The organism is Sinomonas atrocyanea, from assembly GCF_030811715.1.
GTDB lineage: Bacteria > Actinomycetota > Actinomycetes > Actinomycetales > Micrococcaceae > Sinomonas > Sinomonas atrocyanea_A.
Genome location: NZ_JAUSRH010000019.1, coordinates 41021 through 60432, shown reverse-complemented (window position 1 = coordinate 60432; position 19412 = coordinate 41021). Strand labels below are relative to the sequence as shown.

20 protein-coding genes and 1 tRNA gene are annotated in these 19412 nt (G+C 69.3%); 10 read left to right on the top strand and 11 right to left on the bottom strand.

The features are described from left to right. The first annotated feature begins 232 nt into the window (after positions 1 to 232). Positions 233 to 736, top strand: coding sequence for an SRPBCC domain-containing protein (locus tag J2W21_RS19475; RefSeq protein ID WP_307116169.1), 504 nt, complete (start codon positions 233 to 235; stop codon positions 734 to 736). Positions 737 to 776: 40 nt separating this feature from the next. Then, entirely contained in the window at positions 777 to 1409 is a 633-nt protein-coding gene (locus tag J2W21_RS19470) for a DUF2461 domain-containing protein (RefSeq protein ID WP_307116168.1), read from the top strand. A 2-nt stretch (positions 1410 to 1411) separates the two neighbouring features. Here J2W21_RS19470 and J2W21_RS19465 read toward each other — a convergent pair whose 3' ends face one another. The 4 genes from J2W21_RS19465 to J2W21_RS19450 all read right to left on the bottom strand — a co-directional run bounded on the left by J2W21_RS19465 (position 1412) and on the right by J2W21_RS19450 (position 6443). Then, on the bottom strand, positions 1412 to 2806 hold the full coding sequence (locus tag J2W21_RS19465; protein ID WP_307116167.1) for a DUF4032 domain-containing protein: 1395 nt from the start codon (positions 2804 to 2806) through the stop codon (positions 1412 to 1414). Between the two features lie 119 nt (positions 2807 to 2925). Continuing rightward, complete coding sequence (locus tag J2W21_RS19460; protein WP_307116166.1) at positions 2926 to 4008, bottom strand: ABC transporter ATP-binding protein; 1083 nt, start codon at positions 4006 to 4008, stop codon at positions 2926 to 2928. A 234-nt stretch (positions 4009 to 4242) separates the two neighbouring features. Further along, positions 4243 to 5031 carry a trehalose-phosphatase gene (gene otsB / locus J2W21_RS19455; RefSeq protein WP_307116165.1) on the bottom strand — a complete coding sequence of 263 codons (789 nt, stop codon included), beginning with the start codon at positions 5029 to 5031 and terminating at the stop codon, positions 4243 to 4245. Beyond that, entirely contained in the window at positions 5028 to 6443 is a 1416-nt protein-coding gene (locus J2W21_RS19450) for an alpha,alpha-trehalose-phosphate synthase (UDP-forming) (RefSeq protein ID WP_307116171.1), read from the bottom strand. The genes otsB and J2W21_RS19450 overlap by 4 nt, the downstream gene beginning before the upstream one ends. Before the next feature lie 294 nt (positions 6444 to 6737). Here J2W21_RS19450 and J2W21_RS19445 point away from each other — a divergent pair, with 294 nt between their 5' ends. The 3 genes from J2W21_RS19445 (at position 6738) to J2W21_RS19435 (ending at position 8369) form a co-directional block, all read left to right on the top strand. Next, on the top strand, positions 6738 to 7634 hold the full coding sequence (locus J2W21_RS19445) for a DsbA family protein (RefSeq protein ID WP_307116164.1): 897 nt from the start codon (positions 6738 to 6740) through the stop codon (positions 7632 to 7634). 143 nt (positions 7635 to 7777) lie between these two features. After that, positions 7778 to 7854 (top strand) — tRNA-Thr (locus J2W21_RS19440). 251 nt (positions 7855 to 8105) lie between these two features. Then, on the top strand, positions 8106 to 8369 hold the full coding sequence (locus J2W21_RS19435; RefSeq protein WP_307116163.1) for a hypothetical protein: 264 nt from the start codon (positions 8106 to 8108) through the stop codon (positions 8367 to 8369). A gap of 395 nt (positions 8370 to 8764) precedes the next feature. Here J2W21_RS19435 and J2W21_RS19430 read toward each other — a convergent pair whose 3' ends face one another. Together J2W21_RS19430 and J2W21_RS19425 are read right to left on the bottom strand one after the other, a co-directional pair. Continuing rightward, the gene (locus tag J2W21_RS19430; RefSeq protein ID WP_307116162.1) at positions 8765 to 8956 is read right to left on the bottom strand and encodes a hypothetical protein; all 192 of its coding nucleotides are present in this window, start codon (positions 8954 to 8956) and stop codon (positions 8765 to 8767) included. A gap of 60 nt (positions 8957 to 9016) precedes the next feature. Further along, the gene (locus J2W21_RS19425) at positions 9017 to 9313 is read right to left on the bottom strand and encodes a DUF4193 family protein (protein WP_307116161.1); all 297 of its coding nucleotides are present in this window, start codon (positions 9311 to 9313) and stop codon (positions 9017 to 9019) included. Positions 9314 to 9871: 558 nt separating this feature from the next. On the opposite strand from J2W21_RS19425, the gene J2W21_RS19420 reads away from it, so the two are divergent. Together J2W21_RS19420 and J2W21_RS19415 are read left to right on the top strand one after the other, a co-directional pair. Then, positions 9872 to 10729 carry an FG-GAP repeat domain-containing protein gene (locus J2W21_RS19420; protein WP_307116160.1) on the top strand — a complete coding sequence of 286 codons (858 nt, stop codon included), beginning with the start codon at positions 9872 to 9874 and terminating at the stop codon, positions 10727 to 10729. Positions 10730 to 11008: 279 nt separating this feature from the next. Next, positions 11009 to 11428, top strand: coding sequence for a YybH family protein (locus J2W21_RS19415; protein ID WP_307116159.1), 420 nt, complete (start codon positions 11009 to 11011; stop codon positions 11426 to 11428). A 12-nt stretch (positions 11429 to 11440) separates the two neighbouring features. On the opposite strand, the gene J2W21_RS19410 is transcribed toward J2W21_RS19415, so the two are convergent. The 3 genes from J2W21_RS19410 to J2W21_RS19400 all read right to left on the bottom strand — a co-directional run bounded on the left by J2W21_RS19410 (position 11441) and on the right by J2W21_RS19400 (position 14053). Continuing rightward, positions 11441 to 11917, bottom strand: coding sequence for a hypothetical protein (locus tag J2W21_RS19410; protein WP_307116158.1), 477 nt, complete (start codon positions 11915 to 11917; stop codon positions 11441 to 11443). Positions 11918 to 12220: 303 nt separating this feature from the next. Then, positions 12221 to 12847, bottom strand: coding sequence for a DUF805 domain-containing protein (locus J2W21_RS19405; RefSeq protein WP_307116157.1), 627 nt, complete (start codon positions 12845 to 12847; stop codon positions 12221 to 12223). Between the two features lie 903 nt (positions 12848 to 13750). Then, entirely contained in the window at positions 13751 to 14053 is a 303-nt protein-coding gene (locus J2W21_RS19400; protein WP_307116156.1) for a DUF4193 family protein, read from the bottom strand. A 366-nt stretch (positions 14054 to 14419) separates the two neighbouring features. On the opposite strand from J2W21_RS19400, the gene J2W21_RS19395 reads away from it, so the two are divergent. Beyond that, a complete protein-coding gene (locus tag J2W21_RS19395; protein WP_307116155.1) occupies positions 14420 to 14713 on the top strand; it encodes a helicase associated domain-containing protein in 294 nt (97 codons plus the stop codon). Positions 14714 to 14758: 45 nt separating this feature from the next. Continuing rightward, positions 14759 to 15106, top strand: coding sequence for a hypothetical protein (locus tag J2W21_RS19390; RefSeq protein WP_307116154.1), 348 nt, complete (start codon positions 14759 to 14761; stop codon positions 15104 to 15106). A gap of 49 nt (positions 15107 to 15155) precedes the next feature. Here the strand turns inward: J2W21_RS19390 and J2W21_RS19385 are convergent, their stop codons facing one another. Then, complete coding sequence (locus tag J2W21_RS19385) at positions 15156 to 16346, bottom strand: alkaline phosphatase family protein (protein ID WP_307116153.1); 1191 nt, start codon at positions 16344 to 16346, stop codon at positions 15156 to 15158. Between the two features lie 29 nt (positions 16347 to 16375). After that, positions 16376 to 18472, bottom strand: a complete 2097-nt coding sequence (locus tag J2W21_RS19380; protein WP_307116152.1) for a phosphocholine-specific phospholipase C — start codon at positions 18470 to 18472, stop codon at positions 16376 to 16378. Positions 18473 to 18659: 187 nt separating this feature from the next. On the opposite strand from J2W21_RS19380, the gene J2W21_RS19375 reads away from it, so the two are divergent. Then, positions 18660 to 19331: a hypothetical protein gene (locus J2W21_RS19375; RefSeq protein ID WP_307116151.1), complete on the top strand. Its 672-nt coding sequence runs from the start codon at positions 18660 to 18662 to the stop codon at positions 19329 to 19331. Positions 19332 to 19412 lie beyond the last annotated feature (81 nt).

The window sequence follows — 19412 nt, the reverse complement described above, 5'->3', positions numbered from 1 at the left end:
GCACCCGCCAGGGTGTGGGAGAGTAGGACACCGCCGGACAACACCACACGGTCGAGCCCCCCAACCCACCAGGGTCGGGGGGCTCCCGCACTTAACCAGCAAAGCACCCACCCCCACACCACCACACCGGGCACCACCGCCCTCCGGCAGCCCTCCGGCCCGGAGAAGCTTTGCGTCGGCAGATCGCTGCGTCCGTAGATCGCGGCGGCGATCCGGCCCTACGATCAAAGGCGTGGAATCCCTCTTCTCCCATGCCCCCCAGCCCTCCGGCGAGCCGGAGCACGGCGGCGAGGCGCCGCCGTCGCGCGTCTTCCGCCTGCTGCTCCCCGCGCCCCGCGAGATCGTCTACAGCGCCTTCGTAGGAGACCTCCATCTGTGGTGGCCGGCGGCCTACACCGGATTCGGTGAGGGGACACACGCGTTCATCGAGGACACGGTCGTGGGCGAGGAGGGCCCGGATGGACAGCTCCAGGTGTGGGGCACCGTCACGGAGGAACGCCCAGGCGAGCTGCTCGAGATCGCGTGGACGCTGGCGTGGAGCCCCGATGCCCCGACCCGCGTGCGGGTCCAGTTCGGTGACGCCGACGGTGGGACCGTCGTGGTCTTCACCCATCAGGGCTGGGCGCGAGGCCCCGAGGGGGCGCAGCAGTACGCCAAGTACAGCGAGTGGCCCGTGATCCTCGGCCGCTTCGCGGCCTTCTTCGGCCAGCCGGCGGACGCGGTGGAGACCGAATGACGCTGGACGCGTCCGCCTCCTGCCGTTGAAGATGCTGGCTATGGGTACATTCACGGGCTTTCCCGCTGCCGGGCCTGCGTTCTATGCCGATCTTGAGGAGAACAACACCAAGGAGTGGTGGGCCGAGCACCGGGACGTCTACGAGCGTGCGGTCAGGGCGCCGATGGCGGCGCTGCTGGACGGGCTCTCCGCCGAGTTCGGCGTGGGAAAGGTGTTCAGACCGAACCGCGACGTGCGGTTCAGCCGGGACAAGTCGCCGTACAAGACCGCCCAGGGGGGCTTCGTCCAGACCGCGGAGGGGATCGGCTACTACGTCCACCTCGACGCCGACGGGCTCGCGGTCGGTGCAGGATGCCACACCGCAGCGCCCGCCCAAGTGGCGCGATTCCGGGAAGCGGTCGACGCGGCGGGCGACGGCGCCACGCTCGAGGCAATCCTCGAGTCGCTGCGCCGTGCCGGATACGCGATTGAGGGCGAGCGGCTCAAGACGGTGCCGCGCGGCTACGCGACGGACCATCCTCGCGCGGAGCTGCTCAGGCACAAGACCCTCACGGCGGGGAGGCCATTCGGCACGCCTGCGTGGCTGGGATCGGCCGACGCGCTCGAGCACATCCGCGCCAGCTGGTCCGAGCTGCGCCCGCTCGTGGAGTGGCTCATGGGGCACCTGGGCTGAGGTCAGTCGTCGACGAGGTCCTCGTCGTCGTACTCGTCCTCCTGGTGCCGGGCCTCCTCCTGCTCGATGACCTTGAGCATCTGGGTGTCCGGGTTGAGCATGATGGCCGCCTCGTCCCGGCGGTGCCGCAGGACGCTGTCGATGTAGGACTGCACCGTCTCGGCGAGCGGGACGTAGCGGTCGAGCCGCTCGGACATGTACCACCGGTGCTCGAGCACCTGGTGCACCACCTCGGCCGGCTCGAGCTTGCCGGAGAGCTCGCGGGGAATGGCCTTGACGATGGGCTCGAACACCTGGCTGACCCACGCGTGCGCGCTGATCTCCTCATCCTGACCGGGATAGTTCTCGGCGCGGAACGTGTCCATGTCGTTCAGCAGCCGCCGGGCCTGGTTCTCCTGGGCGTCGATTCCGGTGAGCCGCAGGAGCCGCCGCTGGTGGTGGCCGGCGTCGACGACCTTCGGCTGGAGGTGGATCGTGGAGCCGTCCGGGGTGGTCTTGATCGCGTACTCCTCCACATCGAACCCGAGCTCATTGAGCCGGCGGATGCGCGCCCCGAGCCGCCACCGCTCGCCGAGCTCGAACGATTCCTTCTCGGTCAGCTCGTTCCACAGGTTGCGGTAGGAGTCCATGATCCGCTCGCTCGTGGCGACAGGGTCGACTTCCTCGTCTATGAGGCCGCCGTCGAGGAGGTCCATGAGCTCGCCGGCGATGTTGACCCGCGCGATCTCCAGGTCGTACTCGCGCTGGCCGGTGGACAGGTCGGGGTACAGCTCACCCGTCTCGGCGTCGACGAGGTAGGCGGCAAACGCTCCCGCGTCGCGCCGGAAGAGGGTGTTGGAGAGGGAGACATCGCCCCAGTAGAAGCCCACGAGGTGGAGGCGGACCAGCAGGAGCGCCTGGGCGTCGATGAGGCGCGTGAGGGTGTCCCTGCGCAGCTTCTGCGAGAAGAGGGCGCGGTAGGGGAGGGAGAACTTGAGGTGGCGGGTCACGAGGACCGTGTCCAGGGGCCTTCCATCCGGGGTCTGGCGGTCGCGGATCACCGCGACGGGCTCGACGCACGGCACATCGAGCCGCTGGAGCTTGCGCAGCATGTGGTATTCGTGCCGGGCCACGTGCTCGCTCGTCTCCTTGACCGCGATCACCGACCCGCCGAGCCTGGCGAAGCGGACGATGTGCCGGGAGATGCCGCGGGGGAGCGCGGCGAGGTACTGCTCGGGCCAGTCCTCGAGGGCCACGTGCCAGGGCAGGTCGAGCAGCTCCGGATCGGCCACCGCGGCGGTGATGTTCAGCGACCCCAGCGCCGGGGCCTCCGGGTCGGGCTGCTGCCGGCGGGCGAGCTTGCCCACTTCCTCGTAGTCGGTGGGCTCGTCCTGCCACGTGGCGCTCTGGTCGGTCATGGCTTCCATTCTTCCGCTGATGGCGCAGGGCGCGCAGCCCCGCTCACGCGAATGCCCGCCGGGAGGACCCGGCGGGCACGTCGCTGTGGTGTGGTGGGGCGGCTCAGCCGCCCCGGGGGTCAGTCGCCGAGGCGCTGGGCGGACTTGGTGTCGAAGAGGTGGACATGGCCCTGCTGCGGACGGACCCAGATCTTCTCGCCCTTCATCGGCGGCCGGCGGCCGTCCACGCGGGCCACGATGTCGTGGTTCTGCCCGTCGAGGCTGGTGTGGCCGTAGACGTACGCGTCTGCGCCGAGCTCCTCGACGACGTCCACCTCGACCTCGAGGCCCTCGCCCTGCGGCGCGGTCTCGAGGTCCTCGGGCCGGACGCCGAGGGTCACCGTGGAGCCCGTGGCCTCGGAGAGGACGTCGCGGGACACGGGGTAGATGGTGCCGCCGAACTTGACGCCGCCGTCCGCCTCCGGCAGCTCGAGCAGGTTCATGGCCGGGGAGCCGATGAACCCGGCCACGAAGACGTTCGCGGGGCGGTCGTAGAGGTTCCGGGGAGTGTCGACCTGCTGGAGGATGCCGTCCTTGAGGACTGCGACGCGGTCGCCCATGGTCATGGCCTCGACCTGGTCGTGGGTCACGTACACCGTGGTGACGCCGAGGCGGCGGGTGAGCGAGGCGATCTGCGTGCGGGTCTGGACGCGGAGCTTGGCATCGAGGTTCGAGAGCGGCTCGTCCATGAGGAAGACCTGCGGGTTGCGGACGATCGCCCGGCCCATCGCGACGCGCTGGCGCTGGCCGCCGGAGAGGGCCTTCGGCTTGCGGTCCAGGTACTGCTCGAGGTCGAGGAGCTTGGCCGCCTCGCGGACGCGCTCGGCCCGCTCCTCCTTGGAGACACCGGCGATCTTGAGCGCGAAGCCCATGTTGTCCGCGACAGTCATGTGCGGGTACAGGGCGTAGTTCTGGAAGACCATGGCGATGTCGCGGTCCTTCGGCGGAACGTCCGTGACGTCGCGCTCACCGATCAGGATGCGGCCCGAGTTCACGTCCTCGAGGCCAGCGAGCATGCGCAGGGAGGTCGACTTGCCACAGCCCGACGGGCCGACCAGGACGAGGAACTCGCCGTCTGCGATCTCGATGTTGAGCTTGTCGACGGCGGGCTTGTCGGTGCCCGGGTAGAGGCGCGTCGCATTGTCGAAAGTAACTGTAGCCACAGTCATCGATCCCTTCACCGGCAGGTACGTGCCGGACGATCCGTAGTGAATGGTTCTTGTTGTTCAGTTGTGTCCCCGAGGGGTGTGGTGCACTGGCCGCCGAAGGTGGCGCCGCCAGTGTGCCACAGCATCAGGAACGAGGGCAGCGCCCTCGCTCACACAGTGAGTATGGCATGGATCACATCGAGTTGAATAATGTGACGTGCGCAACGTCCACGATGCGGACGATGCGCCTCAGGGCGTCCGCTGGGCCGGGAGCTCCGAGCGCAGCCGCGCGAGGAGTGCCACGACGTCGGCCACGTCCTCGGGGCTTTCGACCCGGAACCCGGCCGCGGTCTCGCCGTCGCCGACCTTGAGGCCGACGTCGCCCGTCTCGAGGGCGTGGAACCCGTCCTCGTCCGTGACGTCGTCGCCGGCGAAGAACACGGCGTCCGCCTCGGTGACCTGCCGCAGGAAGGCGAGGCCCTCGCCCTTTGTCGCGTGCACGACCGAGCCCTCGAGCACTTCCTTGCCGTCCTTGAGGAAGATGTCGCGGCGGGCCGCGAGCAGCTTCTTGGCGCCGGTGACCGCCTCGGCGGCGTCCTCCCGGTCGGCCTGGCGGGTGTGCAGGACGCGGCCGGCGGGCTTCTCCTCGACCCAGGTGCCCGGGGCCTGCGACGCGATCTCGGTGAAGACGCGGTGCAGGATGTCCAGCGCGTCGCGCTGGTCAGGGTCGAGGGTGATCGGCTGCTCCTCGCCGCCGAGGCGGACCTCGGCACCGTGGCTGCCGATGAGCAGCGTGCGCGTGTCCGGGGAGGCAACCGTGACGAGGCTCGCGAGCGATCGGCCGGAGACATAGGCCGTCCACGTGTGGGGGAGCGCGGCGAGCCGCACGACGGCGTCGCCCGTCGCCGGAAGGGGCCGCGCGTCCTCGGCCCGCGGAACGATCGGCGCGACCACGCCGTCGAAGTCCAGGGCCACGAGGAGCTTGTCGACCTTGGCGAGGCGCGCGAGGGCTTCGCGCAGTTCCCCGTCGATGCTCACGGGCAGACCTCCTTGAGGCGGGCGAGGAACGAGGCGGACCATTCCTCGACGTTGTGGACCACGATCTGGCGGCGCATGGCCTTCATGCGGCGGGCCGCGACGCCGCGGGGGAGGCTGATGGCCGTGGTGATGGCGTCCTTGAGGCCCGCGATGTCGTGCGGGTTCACCAGCAGCGCCTGCTTGAGCTGGTCCGCGGCGCCGGCGAACTCGGAGAGCACGAGCGCCCCGGTCCCGTCGCGGCGGGCCGCGACGTACTCCTTGGCCACGAGGTTCATGCCGTCGCGCAGCGCGGTGACGAGCATGACGTCGGCGGCGAGGTAGAGGGCGACCATCTCCTCGACCGGGTAGGAGTGGTGCAGGTAGCGGACGGCCGTGTGCTGCATCGTGTCGAAGGTGCCGTTGATGCGGCCGACGGTGCCTTCGATCTCCTCGCGCAGGATCCTGTACTGCTCGACCCGCTCGCGGCTCGGGCTCGCGACCTGGATGAGGGCGACGTCTCCGACCCGGGCCCGGCCGTCCGTGAGGAGCTCCTCGAACGCCTTGAGGCGGTGGCGGATGCCCTTGGTGTAGTCGAGGCGGTCCACGCCCAGCATGATCGTGGTGGGGTCGCCGAGGTCGTGGCGGATCTGCCGAGCACGCTCGATGATCTCCGGACGCTCGGCGAGCTCGCTGATGCGCGCTGTGTCGATCGAGATGGGGAACGCTTCGGCCCGCACCGTGCGCTCCCGGGGCGACCACTCGCCGTCGTGCGCGGGATCCGTCACCGCGAGGCGGGAGCCCTTGCCTCCAGCGCGGGCGTAGCGGCGGGCGGCGCGCGCGAAGTTCGCGGCGTCGTTGGGCCGCTGGAAGCCGAGCAGGTCCGCGCCGAGGAGGCCCTCGAGGACCTGCCGCCGCCACGGCAGCTGGGCGAAGATCTCCTGCGGCGGGAACGGGATGTGGTTGAAGAAGCCGATCTTCAGGTCCGGGCGGAGCCGGCGCAGCATCGCCGGGACGAGCTGGAGCTGGTAGTCCTGCACCCACACGGTGGCGCCCTCGGCGGCGCGCTCGGCTGCGGCGTCCGCGAAGCGCTGGTTCACGCGCTGGTACGAGTCCCACCAGGCCCGGTGGAACTCCGGCGGCGCGATGACGTCGTGGTAGAGGGGCCACAGGGTCGCGTTGGAGAAGCCCTCGTAGTAGTTCTCGACCTCCTGGGCCGAGAGCGGCACGGGCAGGATGGTGATGCCCTCGTGCTCGAACGGCTCCAGCACCTCGTCGGGGGCGCCGTGCCAGCCCACCCACGCGCCGTCGGACTTCTCCATGACCGGCGCGAGCGCGGTCACGAGCCCTCCGGGGGAGCGCCGCCAGCCGGAGCCGTTCCCCTCCTCGACCCTGTCCACGGGAAGGCGGTTCGAGACCACCAGGAAGTCGTACAGCTCTCCCGGGGTCTCGCCGGCGGCTTCTCCTGCGGTCTTGGTGGCACTGCTCTGGCTCACGCTCAGCCCCCTCAACTATTCCTCATTGTCCTCCAGCGTACCGGTGAGCGGTGCGCAGCACGTCACAGCGGGGTCCGGAACTGCCCGGCGGCGCAGGTCGTTGCGCAGTACGGAAGACCTGCGCGGGCAGGGTGAGGCGCGGGCGCGGCCGGGAGGGCGCGGCGGCGCTGCACTACACTGAGCCCGTCGCCGCCATGCGCGCCGGAAGGTGCCGCGAACCGATCATGAGGAACGATGAGCCCCGCCAATCAGCCACGACAGACCAAGGCAGAGCGCACCGCCGCCGCCCGTGAGAAGGCCCGCCAGATCCGAGAGGCGCAGCAGAAGAGGGAGCGACGCAACAAGCTGCTCATCCGCTGGGGCGTCGTCGTGGCGCTCGTCGCCGTGATCGCCGTGGTCGCGCTCGTCGTCACGACGTCGATGCGGCAGAACGCACCGATCGGGGACACGGGGCCGCGCGCGGCGAACACCAACCAGTACGGCGGCGTGACGCTGGGCAAGGGCAGCGCGGTGACGCCCGTGCCGGCCTCGACCGTGAACGTCGCCGACGTCCCCTCCGCCACCTCCAAGCCCACCCAGGGGCAGCCGGCCAACGCCCCCGCGGTCGAGGCCTCCCCGAAGGGGCAGCCGGTGAAGGTGGTCATGTACATCGACTTCATCTGCCCGATCTGCAAGCAGTTCGAGGACACCTACGGCTCCAAGCTGACGCAGGAGCGCAACGACGGGAAGATCACCCTCGAGTACCGCCCGCTCGGCTTCCTCGACCAGCAGTCGACCACCAACTACTCCTCCCGCGCCGCGGCCGCGGCCGCGGCTGTGGCCAACTCGCACCCGGACAAGTACGCCGACTTCATCAACGCGCTCTATGCGCAGCAGCCCGGTGAAGGCAGCGCCGGGCTCACCGACCAGAAGCTCAAGGACATCGCGAAGGGCCTCGGGGCGGACATCGACCAGGCCGTGGACGACAAGACCTACCGCCCGCAGGTCAAGTACGACACCCAGCTCGCTGCCTCCTCGGGCGTGAGCGGGACGCCCACCGTGTTCGTCGACGGCAAGCAGTGGGGCGTGGGGGCCGCCGCCAACACCCCGTTCGACCAGTTCCTGGACGCGGCGGTCGCCGCGAAGGGCTGATCGCGCCTCGCACTTCTTGCTTCCGTCCCCTTGAGGCTGACGGACGACGGCGGCCCGGTCCCCTCGCGGGGGCCGGGCCGCCGGTGTTTCTGGCTCCCGGGCGGAGCCGGTAGGCTTGTGCGTGCGCGCCGCGTGGGCGCCGCGCCCCCTTAGCTCAGTTGGCCAGAGCATCTGTCTTGTAAACAGAGGGTCGCCGGTTCGAATCCGGCAGGGGGCTCCACGAACCCCTCTCTGACCTGCGGAAACGCAGACGAGAGAGGGGTTCTTTCCATGTGGCACGCGGCTCGCTCCCATGCCGGGGAAGTGGGGAGAAGTCCGTTGCCCACAGATGGTGCGCGGCGGGTCCGACAGCGCCGAGCACACCGCCTGAGCTAGATGCGGGCACGAATACCCTTCTCCGGGGCGCGCAGCCCCCGGTAGCGTCTGCGCACCGGGTCCGCGGACCGCCGGCCCCCGTCGAGAGGACACGCCATGCCCACTGTGATCGGCCACCACGATGTGAAGGACAAGGATCATTGGCTTGCCTCGCCGAAGCGCGAGGAGCTCTTCGGGCCATTGGGCATCACCAACATCCGCACGTTCGTCAACCCGCAGAACCCGACTCAGGTCGCGGTCCTGATGGACGTACCCGACATGGATGCCCTGGTGGCCGCGATGCAGTCCAAGGCGGCTGCCGAGGCTATGGACTACGACGGCGTGCTGCCTGAAACCTTGGTGATCCTCGTCGAGGCGTAGCTTCCTGCCGCGCGAGGGGAGGCCTGGCCGACAGACACCCGGACAGATCGCAGATGATGGGTCTGCGCACTTCCCGATCCGCACCGCGTCCGAGAGTCACGGCGGACCTTCGCCCACGCCCAGTTCCTCGAGCCCCTCGTTTGCCGGTGTCCGGGGGGTTGGGAGGCGAAGTGCGGAAGCTGCTCTCCGCTCCGCGGGCGGCCCTTGGGAAAGCACCTCTTTACCGTCCCCGGCCGGCCGGCCAAGTGCCGGGGACGAAGTCCTCTGGGCCGACGCGGCGCCCGGCCATACCTTGAAGGTGGCCGGCCTGCCGCCTTTCGGGATGGGAAGCCGGCACGCGGCGCCCCGTCTCGGATCCCCCCGGCCGGCGGGGCGACCGCTTGAGGCCTCCAATGTCAGTCGTTGTGCGGCTCACGGCAGCCGGCACAGGGTTCTCCTACCAGCGCGCCGGCCGCGGCATGGATCTCCAGCGGGAGCTCGCACACGGGGAGGGAGTGCTCCTCGTGCGCCATGCCGCGCCGGCGGGCAGCGTGCAGCATCTCAAGCATCGTCTCGTGCAGCGGCAGGGCCGGTTCCGGTGGAAACATGGAGAAGACATTGCCCGAACGGCCGGGAGGGGAAGCCGGGGGTACGGCAGAACCCGTGGGTCAGCCCTCGCAGTCGCGGCAGTACTCGACCCCGCCCAGAACCACCTTCTGCGTGCGGTGGCGGACCAGGAAGCAGGACTGGCACACGAACTCGTCGGCGCCCTGCGGGACCACCATGACGGTGAGCTCGTCGTTGACGATCTCGCCACCGGACAGGCCTTCCTCGGCGGAGTCGTCCCCATCGAGCTCGAGCACCACAGACCGCGGATCGGGCTTGTTGGCCGACTTCACGGCCTCCAGCGACTCATGCTGGGATTCCTTCACATCAGAGCGAAGTTCGTCGTAATCGGCTGCCACTTGGCGCGCTGTTCCTTCCAGAGAGCTGATGAGCGACGTAACTGTACCCCAGCTGGATGCGCCCGTCTTCATAACGTGTGCGGAATCACCGAGAGAGGACCTGCGCCCAGATCCCGCTACGGTGCAGGCCCCGCGAGGTGTTCCGCGGCCGTGCCCCGGGCTCTACTCTGGGCCGGGTGGTGAGCGCGACGGTGCTGCCGCTGCCGGAGATGAGCCGCCATCCATGCCGCCCTACCTCCCGGCCCTGCAACGGAGCGCACCCCTACGCCTGCTGACCAATCGGTCTGCCGTAGACCGTAGCGGCGCCAGCCTGCTCATTCCCATAGTTGCCGGCCGCTATCACCGAGTCGAATGCACATTGCGTACGTTGCTCAGGGCGATGCAATTGTCTGCAACCGGCCGTCGGCCATCCACTCGTCTTTGCACGCATACGGTCGTGCAAGCGTTACCAGGAAGGAGTGGTCGGACTGGTTATCCCCTCGCTCGTGCCAAAAGGGTGAGCGTTACTCACCGGTTACTCCTCATTGACGGGAAAAAACGGCGGGCCTACCTTGCAGCATGAACAAAGCCACATTGCGTGTAGTAACAGGCATCGCTGCGCTCGTCATGACGACGGGGCTTGCCGGGACGGCTCAAGCCGCTCCGCTGCCCGCAACGGTGCAGGCCGCATCCACCCGTTTCGACTACCCGCGTGACTTCGATGGCGACGGCAACCCGGACGTCCTCGCACGCGACAGCTCCGGCACCCTGTGGCTCTACCCCGGCAACGGCTATGGCGGCTTCCTGGCACGGAAGAGGATCAGTGGCGGGTGGAGCCACATGACCGCCATCATCACCGGATACTTCACCCGGAGCGGCCACAACGACATCGTCGCCCGGGGCTATGACGGCAACCTCTGGCTCTACGCGGGCAACGGCAACGGAACGTTCAAGCCCCGGGTGAAGATCGGCTCCGGCTGGAACACCTTCACCACGATCCAGAATTACATAGGGACGCCTACGAGCAGCGGCATCCTAGTCCGCGACAAGTGCGGCGTCCTGTGGAACTACCTGTTCAACACCGCCACCCGCCACTTCAGCCCCAGGAGAGTCGCCGGAGGCTTCGGCCAATACACGAAAGTGCTCTCGGTGGGCGACTGGAGCAATGACGGCAACTATGGGGACGTCGTCGCCATCGACAAGTCCGGCAAGTTCTGGCTCTACGCCCACGACCCCTACGGCACGTTCTACCCGCGCCGCCAGATCAGCCCCACCGGACCCTCGTACACCGCGGTCATCTCCCCTGTGGACTGGGACGGAAAGGACGGCGAACCCGACCTGATGGGCCGTGACAGCCGCGGTGTCCTCTATGTGTTCAGCCCAACAACGGCACCACACAGGGTCAGCCACGGGTGGAACGGCTTCACACTCTTCTGAATCCGGCCGTCGTACCGAACGAGCGACTGGCAGTGGGGCGTCGGAACACGCATCGGCTCGTCACCGAGCCGGCCCCCGGGGGGTCTTGGGGGGGCAACAGACTCCCTCGGCGTCATGATCGAGGACGACGGGGCATGCTCCGCATGGTGCAGGAGCGAGATCAATGGGACTGCCTGTCAGGGCCCCTCGTCAGAGGCCGGGCCTGATCGGGTCGGGCAGGGGGGCAGTGGGTCCTGCTGGGCCGTTGCCGAGGAGTGGGGCCGCGCGTACCTTGGCGGCATGACCGACCGAGACGCCTTCCTGGACTGGATCAGGAGCACGCTGCGCGATGCGGAGGTGGCCCTGCACAACGGGGACGCCGACCCGCGCCGGGCCATCTGGTCACGGGACGAGCCCGTCAGCATCCTGGGCGCATGGCGGAACGCGTACGGGCAGCAGCAGGTCGAGGAGGCGTTCCAATTCCTCGAGCAGAGCTTCTCCGACTGCACATGGTACGAGTTCGAGCTCCAAGCGTTCGATGTGATGGGCGACGCGGCCTACACTGCAGGACTCGAGCACGTCTCCGCCTCGATCGATGGGAAGCCGCGGACCTTCACGCTCCGTTCGACGCAGGTGTACCGGCGCGAGGGCGGGGAGTGGAAGGTCGCCCACCGCCACGCGGACACCGTGACGGAACAGGGCACGCCCGAGGGCCGCTGACGAGCCTCCGGATCAGGGGCCGGGCGCGATGGGGTCGTCCGGGCCGGGCAGGCGGACGGGTTCGCCGTGGACAGTGACGATGTTGCCGGTCTGCTCGGCGTGGAGCTCGAGGAGTTCGACCGGGGCGGTGGCCTGAGCGAGCGCGGCGGCGTGGGCGACGTCGGCCGGGATGTGCTCGGCAGCTACGACGACCCGGTGCGCGACGGGCAGGCGCGTGCGCTCGGCCTCCCAGAGTTCGAGGGCGCGGGCGAGCTGGTCGGTGTCGGCGTCCCCAGTCTGGACTTCGACGATGAAGCGGGTCCCGTCGGCCGGGTCGAAGATGAGCACGGCGAAGTGTTCCGGGTCGTGGCGGGGGACGGTGCGTTCGAACTTGGGCATGCCTTCGGTGATGTCGAGGAGGATGGGGCTCTCCTCGATGCGGGCGGCGAGCCAGGGGCCGTGGAGGCCGAGCGCGTGAAGGGTCCGGCGGTGGTGCGGGGTCGTGCTCACGCCGCCGATCCTATGTGCGGGCCGCGCCCGGGCCGGGGAGGTGCATGGGCGGGGCGCACCGGGCGGGTGGTTTCGCTGTCTGGGGTACCGGATAAGGCAGAGGTGAGCTTCCCTCTCCCAACAAGCTCGGCGGATTGGTAACCCGCACCGTGGAGGGGCCCCGGCAGCTGGGGGCCCCTCCACTTCTGTGTCCGAGTCAGTCGTCGCGTTCGGTGCACGGCGCCGTGGGCTTGGTCGCGGCCCTGGTGGCGTTCCCGGCCTCGGCGAGCTACATCGGCTGGGGCCGCAGGAGCGCGTTGGGGGTCAGGCGCTGTAGGCCGGGGCAGGAGCGGTGGGCCGGTCGAACCGCTGGCCGGCCGGGTTGGACCGCAGCAGGGTGAAGACGAGGACGATGATGTTGCCGACGAACGGGATGAGGCCGAGGAGGACCACCCAGCCGCTCATGTTCACGTCGTGGAGGCGGCGGACGGTCAGCGCCAGGGTCGGGACGGCGATGGCCAGCCCCCACAGGACCAGCAGGATGGAGCTGATGACCGTGAGCGGCCCAGGGGTGGGGGAGGTGTAGGTGTAGCCGTTGGCGGGGCTCGGTGCGCTGAGCGAACCGAGAGTCGTGATGATGTTCAGGACGGCCCAGACCACGACGCTGACCATCGCCCACCACCAGTATTCGGCGCGGCTCGCGCGGCCGGTGAAGGTGGCGTACTTCGTGAAGACGCGCCGGACGGCGGCCTTGAACGGGGCGTCGTACCAGGGGGCCCACAGTGGCGGCTCGCTCTGGTAGCCGGCCGGGTTCGGGTACTGCGGTGGCTGGTACTGCGGGTTCGGGTACGGCGGCTGGGGGGAGTACGGGCCGGTGTGCTGCTCGGACGAGTACGGGCTGGGGCGCTGAGGGTCCGAGGAGTACGGGTTAGGCTGCTGCGGGTTGGACATGGTTCCCCCTGGGTCGGTGACGAGCTGATCCTACGGCCCCTCGGACGGGCACGCCGATCGGACACGAGGACACGGCCGCCGCGGACCATGTGTGCGGAGCCCAGGCCAGGGTGAACGACATGCCGCGACTCGCGCGGCCGGCCCTGTCGCAGGGAGAGGCGCTTTGGTAGAAACGGTGGGAGCGTGCGGACGGGCCGGTGCGGACACCGGGCCCGGCGTGCGTGCGGGAGGCGTCTGGCTGGCGCCCGGTCCAGATCGAGGCCATTGGCCAGTCGGGCGCCTTCCCCGCGCCCTAGGACACTCATGCCCGGCGGCGGTGCAGACGTGGGCGGTGATCGGCGGGAGGGGCGACCCGAGCATCCTGGGCCCGTTTCGGGCAGGTCGAGTTCAGCGGTGGTGGTTGCTGCGGTCGCCAGAGGGAGCCCGCGGCGCAGAGGTGGGATGCAGGCCGCCGAGGATGCCCAGCACGGTCCTGCAGGGCCAAGGCTCCAGACAGGCCTCGCAGGGGTCTCCGGTCACATCGCCTGCTGGCGCATGGATTGCCAGCAGGAGCTGGCAGTCCTGCAGCGAGTGCCTGCTGTGCGACATCCCGCGTCTGCGGGCCTCACGGAGCACCTCGAGCATCGTCTCATGCAGCGGCGAGGCTGGTTCTGGGTGCGGCATGGCGGATGAATTACCCCAGGGGCAGGACCGAGAAACCATCCCTGCCGAATCGAAGGAGCGGCTGGGCCTCCGGAGACGAGCTACCCTGTCGGGGAAACGGAGAGCGTCAGGGGGGTTCTAGCGTGCTCAACGGTGGAAGCGCAGGGATCAGTGCCGGCGCCCTGGTGGCGGTGGCCGTCGCTATCTACGTCGTGCTGGTGGTGCGCCGCAGAAAGTGAGGGCCGCCGCCCCGAGGAAGTCTCAGCCTTCGCAGTCGCTGCAGTAGGCCACGCCGTCGATCTCGGTGGCCTTCTGGGAGCGGTGGCGGACGAGGAAGCAGGACTGGCAGACGAACTCGTCGGCGCCCTGCGGGATGACGTGGACGGTGAGCTCGTCATTGACGAACTCGCCCCCCGGGAGGCCGGTGTCCTCGCCGCTGTCGTCCCCGTCGAGCTCGCGCACCACGCTGCGCGGGTCGGGGGCGCTGGCTGACTTGAGCGCCTCGAGTGATTCGTTCTGGGATTCCTTGACGTCCGAGCGCAGTTCGTCGTAATCGGCGGCCACCGGCTTGATGTTCCTTTCAACGGGAGAATAGCGAAGCAACGGTACACCACCGCGCCGGGCCGGCGTGCACCGATGGCCTCCCGGGGGACCACGCTGTCTCCACGGACTTGACAATTCCTGCGCACCTGCCTGTCATGCTGCCCCGAGATCACGTCCCGCTGCGCTGGATCTGCCGCGCATTCGCGGCCGTCGGTGATGCGGGGACGGTGTGACAAGGCCGGAAGGGGCGGCCATGGACCCGTCCCAAGGGCCCTTGTCGGCATCACGGATGCGGCATTATCGTCGCGGTCACCGGGGACCAGTCGGCCCCCGCAGCGGGGCCCGCTTTCGCGCTCGCCTCACGCACATTCGGCTATTGGGGGTCGCATGAACAGGAACGTGCACACAGGGTTCGCGCGGGACTTCACCGGCCTGCCGGCACTGCGGCAGCAGGGAGACCAGGACTTCACCGTCAGAGCCAACGAGCTGTCGGCCTTCCTCCGTGAGCGCGGCCGAGCACCGGAGGCCGGTGCCGCGCACGACGCGACAGAGGCCACGCTGGGATCCTGGCTGGACGGGCAGCGGGCCGCCGACCGCCGCGGGAGGCTGAGCGCCCAGCGCGCCGGTGCCCTCCAAGGCGTTCTGGGCCCGGGCTGGTCCTCGCCCCGTGACATTGTGTGAAGGCGCGCGTCTCTGGGAAAGGAGCTACCCGACACAAGGGGTGGCATGATCGACAGGCATTCGGCGCACGTCCAGAGGGCACGGATAGAGCGCATGGTGCGCGAGCTCGGACCCGACGAGCCGCTCTGGTTCGAAGTCCGGAGCGCTCGGCACACCCCAGGGGCGCGCTGGAGGGCCGCGATCGGCAGGCCCGAGCAGATCGGCACGGCGTTCTCCGGGGACGGCCGCGGGTGCATCCTGTTCGAGATGGACTACCCGAGCCAGCTTCCCGAGTGGCTCGAAGCCATAGCTGTTCGGCCCCAGAGGCCGCTCCCACCGAACTGGCGCAACCTGGTCCTCTTCGGCTGCACCGTGGAATACGCCCGACCCGGAGGCCAGGCCGGGCCCTGCTGACCGCGCGGCCAGATGTCCTCGACCTGGCCGCGCTGTCAGGGGCCGACCGTCAGGGTCGGAAGAGCTCTTCCAGAGTGCCGGACGTGCTGGGCGAGCACGTGTTCGCCAGGCAGCCGAGGTGCCACAGGTGCTCGATGGTCGAGAGCAGCGTGTAGTGGTCGGAGAGCCTGTCCGTCGTCTTGTGCGGCCCCTGGGCCGAGTTGATCACGATGAACGGGGCGTCGCCGCCGCCGAGCACCTTTCCGTCGGCGCCCACGGGGCTCCCGGGACCGCCCGAGTAGCCGGAGTAGTCGTTCTCGTCCCACGCCAGCACGATGCTCGAGTTCGAGGTCTTCCACGTCTCGGAGTCCATGATCTGCGCGACCTGCTGCTTGAGGTAGTCGTCGCCGAGCTTGATCGCGCCGTGGTCGAGCCCGGAGTCCGGGTAGCCGCAGGACGGGATGCCGATCAGGTTTGCGCCCGAGGGGGAGGTGCCGTGCATGTCGTGGCACTGGTCCGGGCTGATCCACACGAAGTTGGGGACGTTCCCCGAGGAGAGGTCGCCGGCCAGGTTGTTCTCCAGCGGGACGATCTTCGAGGTTCGGGCGGGGTTGTCCGCGATGTCGGAGAAGTACATGAAGGGGTTGTGCTTCTCGGCGTAGAGCTTGACCGTCGTCGAGCCGATCGTCGGCGCATACTCGACGGTGGACCCGGCCGAGGGCATCGACTGCATGTACGCCTTCCAGGAGAGCCCCTTCGCCTCGAGCTGGTCGACGATGTTCTTTCCGGAGAACATGTGCGGCTTGGCGGAGGCACTTGCGATCTGCGCGGGGGTGAGCGAGGCAGTGTCGGTGGCGTCGCCCGAGCCGGGCACAAACTCCTCCGGGGCGCACGTGACGTCCGCGCCTGCCTTGCAGTCGTCCCAGATGCCCTGGAAGTCGCCGGAGACCGTGGCGAGGTAGTTCGTCAGGCTCGGGTGGGTCACCCCGTGGTAGTTGGTGGCGACGTTGTACTTCTGCGCGAGGGAGGTGATGTAGGGCGCGTCGGCGGTATTGCCGATGATCTGGTCGCGGCCGTGGTCCTCCATCATGATGACGAAGACGTGGTCGGGACCGCCGGCGCCGTGCGCAGCCGTCGCGGCGGGAGCGCCGGGAGCCGCCAGGGCTGCGGAGGGCGCGACCGCAGCGGCGCCGGTGAGCGCCACCGTGGCGGCCATCGCCGCGGCAGTGCCAGCGGCACGGCTCTTGAGCAGGTTGAGCATTCGATTCTCCTTTGTCGGGGCGCGTCGGCTCATCGGCCGAGCTGTGGGTCGCTCGTGAGGGAGGCTGTGTTTTCGAGCCGTCCGGCGACGACGCGGACGAGCGTGGGGTCTGCCGCGGACGTGACCGTGAGGTCGTACCAGCCGCCCGAGGTCGGCAGGACGACGGTCCTGGCCTGGCCTGGGTTCAGCGAGAGGGCCTGGGTTCCGGCGCCGTAGGCGTCCTTGAGCGTGAGGTCGGCCTTGGCGGATCCGCCGTTCTCGATCCGGAACCGGGCATGGCCGGCCGCCCCGTCGGCAGCCACGGCCACGCGGACATCCGCGGCGGCCGCAGTGCCGGCGACGCGGCGGTACCAGCCGGCAGGGCCATGCATCTGCACGTCATACGCGGTGCCGAGGGGCCACGCGGCGTCCAGCGACGCGCCGGCGCCGATGGTGTAGGAGTACGGGGCCGCCGGCAGGAGATTCGAGCGGACCTGCACGTGCGCGCCCAGCGTCCCGGAGTTCTTCCAGCGCGCGGTGAGCTTCCCGCCGTCGACCGTCGTCTCCACCTCGAGCGCGTAGCCGAGGCCGCGGGAGGGCCGCGTGCCCTTCTCCTGGCGGGGCATGGTGTTCGCCGCGGGCGGTGCAGGGACGTAGCTGGGGTACTTCTTGGCGGCAGCGATGTCCGCGTCGCTCGGCTTGTACGAGGCGGCGTCCGGCAGGGACGGGACCGTGCCCGCCGTGGCCGAGAAGTCGAAGGCACTGGTGAGGTCGCCGCAGACCGCCCGTCGCCACGGGGTGATGTTGGGCGACTTCACCCCGAACCGGGCCTCGAGGAAGCGCACGATCGACGTGTGGTCGAACGTCTCCGAGCAGACCCAGCCGCCCATGCTCCACGGCGAGACCACGATCATGGGCACGCGCACGCCCAGGCCGAAGTGGCCGGGGACGTCCGCCTTGCCGGAGTACGTCATGCGGCCGTCGTACCACTCGCCGTCGGTGGGGACCGTCGAGGCGCCGGGGATCTGCGGGGTGTTGGGGTGCGGCGGGACGATGTGATCGTAGAAGCCGTCGTTCTCGTCGTACATGAAGAACACCGCGGTCTTGCTCCACACATCCGGGTTCGAGGTGAGGATGTCCAGGATGTTGGCGGTGTACCAGGCGCCGTAGTCGGCCGGCCAGTTCGAGTGCTCGGTGTACGCCTCGGGGGCGACGATGTAGGAGACCTGGGGGAGCGTGCCCTTGGCGACGTCGTCACGGAAGATGCGGAACAGGTCGTCGTGGCCGCCGAGGACGTCGGTCCCGGTCCTGGCCTTGTCGTAGAGCGGCGTCCCGGGCTTCGCGTTCTGGTACTGCAGGAAGTACAGCAGCGAGTTGTCGCCGTAGTTGCCGACGTACGGGTTGCCGGTCCAGCCCTCGTAGTGCGCCGGGTCGAGGCCCTGCCCGATGTCCTGGTAGACCTTCCAGCTCACGCCCGCCTTCTCGAGCTCCTCGGGATAGGTGCTCCACGTGTAGCCCGTCTCGGCGTTCCACAGGTCGGGGCCGCCGCCCGTACCGGAGCCGTTGCCCTTCCCCGACGGGTCGTCGCCGCCAGCGAACATGAAGTAGCGGTTCGGGTCGGTGGGGCCCAGGACGGAGCAGTGGTACTGGTCGCAGACCGTGAACGCGTCGGCGAGGGCGAAGTGGAACGGGATGTCGCCCCGCTCGTAGAAGGCCATGGTCGCGTCGGACTTCGCGGGGAGCCACTGGTCGTACTTGCCCGCGTTGAACGCCTCGTGGGTCATCTTCCACGAGTGGTCGAGGTCTTCCACGAACTGGAGGCCGAGGTTGGGGGCGCTCGGGTGGAAGGGCGTGATCTCCCGCGTGGCGTTGGCCTGGTGGAAGGAGTCCTTCCCACTCGGGAGGATCGCCGGGTGGGGGTCCGAGAAACCGCGCACGCCCTTGAGTGTGCCGAAGTAGTGGTCGAACGCCCGGTTCTCCTGCATGAAGACGATGACGTGCTCGACGTCCTTGATGGAGCCGGTGGCCCGGTTCGCGGGGATGGTCGCGGCGCGGGCGATGCTCTGGCCGAGCATCTGGGACATGGCAGTCCCCGCGGCCGTCACGGCCGAGAGTTGGAGGAAACGACGACGGTTCATGCTTGTCATGGACTGCTCCTAGTGCACGATGGTGGCGTCCCCCGCGAGGCAGCCTCCCCCTTGAAAGTGACGGCTGGGTGGAGGCCCCGTGAACTTTGGGAGGTCCGGGAGCCGCCGTGGGAGAGGGACGCGTGAGCGCCGCTGCGGCCCGCACCCCTAGACTGGCCTCGTCCGACCGACGAAAGCGACGCCGCCAGTGAACTCCAAGCCCGCCCTCGCCGTGGCCCTCGCGGCGCTCACCCTCTGTGTGGCAGGCTGCTCCGCTGCAGCCCCGGACGCGCGGCCCACCGCCTCAGCAACGTCCGAGGCCGCTCCAGCCTCGGCCTCCGCCTCCGCGTCCGCGTCCGCGGCCGGCCCGGGCGAGGGAGAGGCCGGTGGCACCAGCTCCGGCTGGCAGCTGGTGCCCGCGAACGGTGCAGCAGGGATCAAGGCTGCGGGGCTCCAGGTCCTCTCCGAAGAGGGCAGCGCCGAGCACTACCACGCGCACCTCGACGTCATCGCGGACGGCAAGCGTATCCCCGTGCCGGCGGACATCGGCTTCAGCTTCGGGGCGGACGGGCAGCCCAACGGCATCTCCGCGCTGCACACCCACGATGAGTCCGGGATCATCCACATCGAGGCGCCCACAGCGGGCCTCACCTACACCCTCGGGCAGGTGCTCACCGAGTGGGGCGTCCTGGACGGCTCGAATAGTGCCCCGGGAAGCCCCCATTCGAGCGCGGCCGACTGGCAGGCCTACGTGAACGGCGCGAAGCAGCCCGGAAGCCCCCGGGACATCAAACTGAAGGCCCACGACGAGGTGCTGCTGGTGCACGGTGCGGCACCTGCCACCATTCCCAGCTCCTACAGCTTCCCCGACGGGTACTGAGTAGCGGCCCCGGCACTGCCGGGCCCCCGCACCCACCCCAACCCCAAGGGCCAGCCAGCTCTGGCCCAAGCGTCAGCCAAC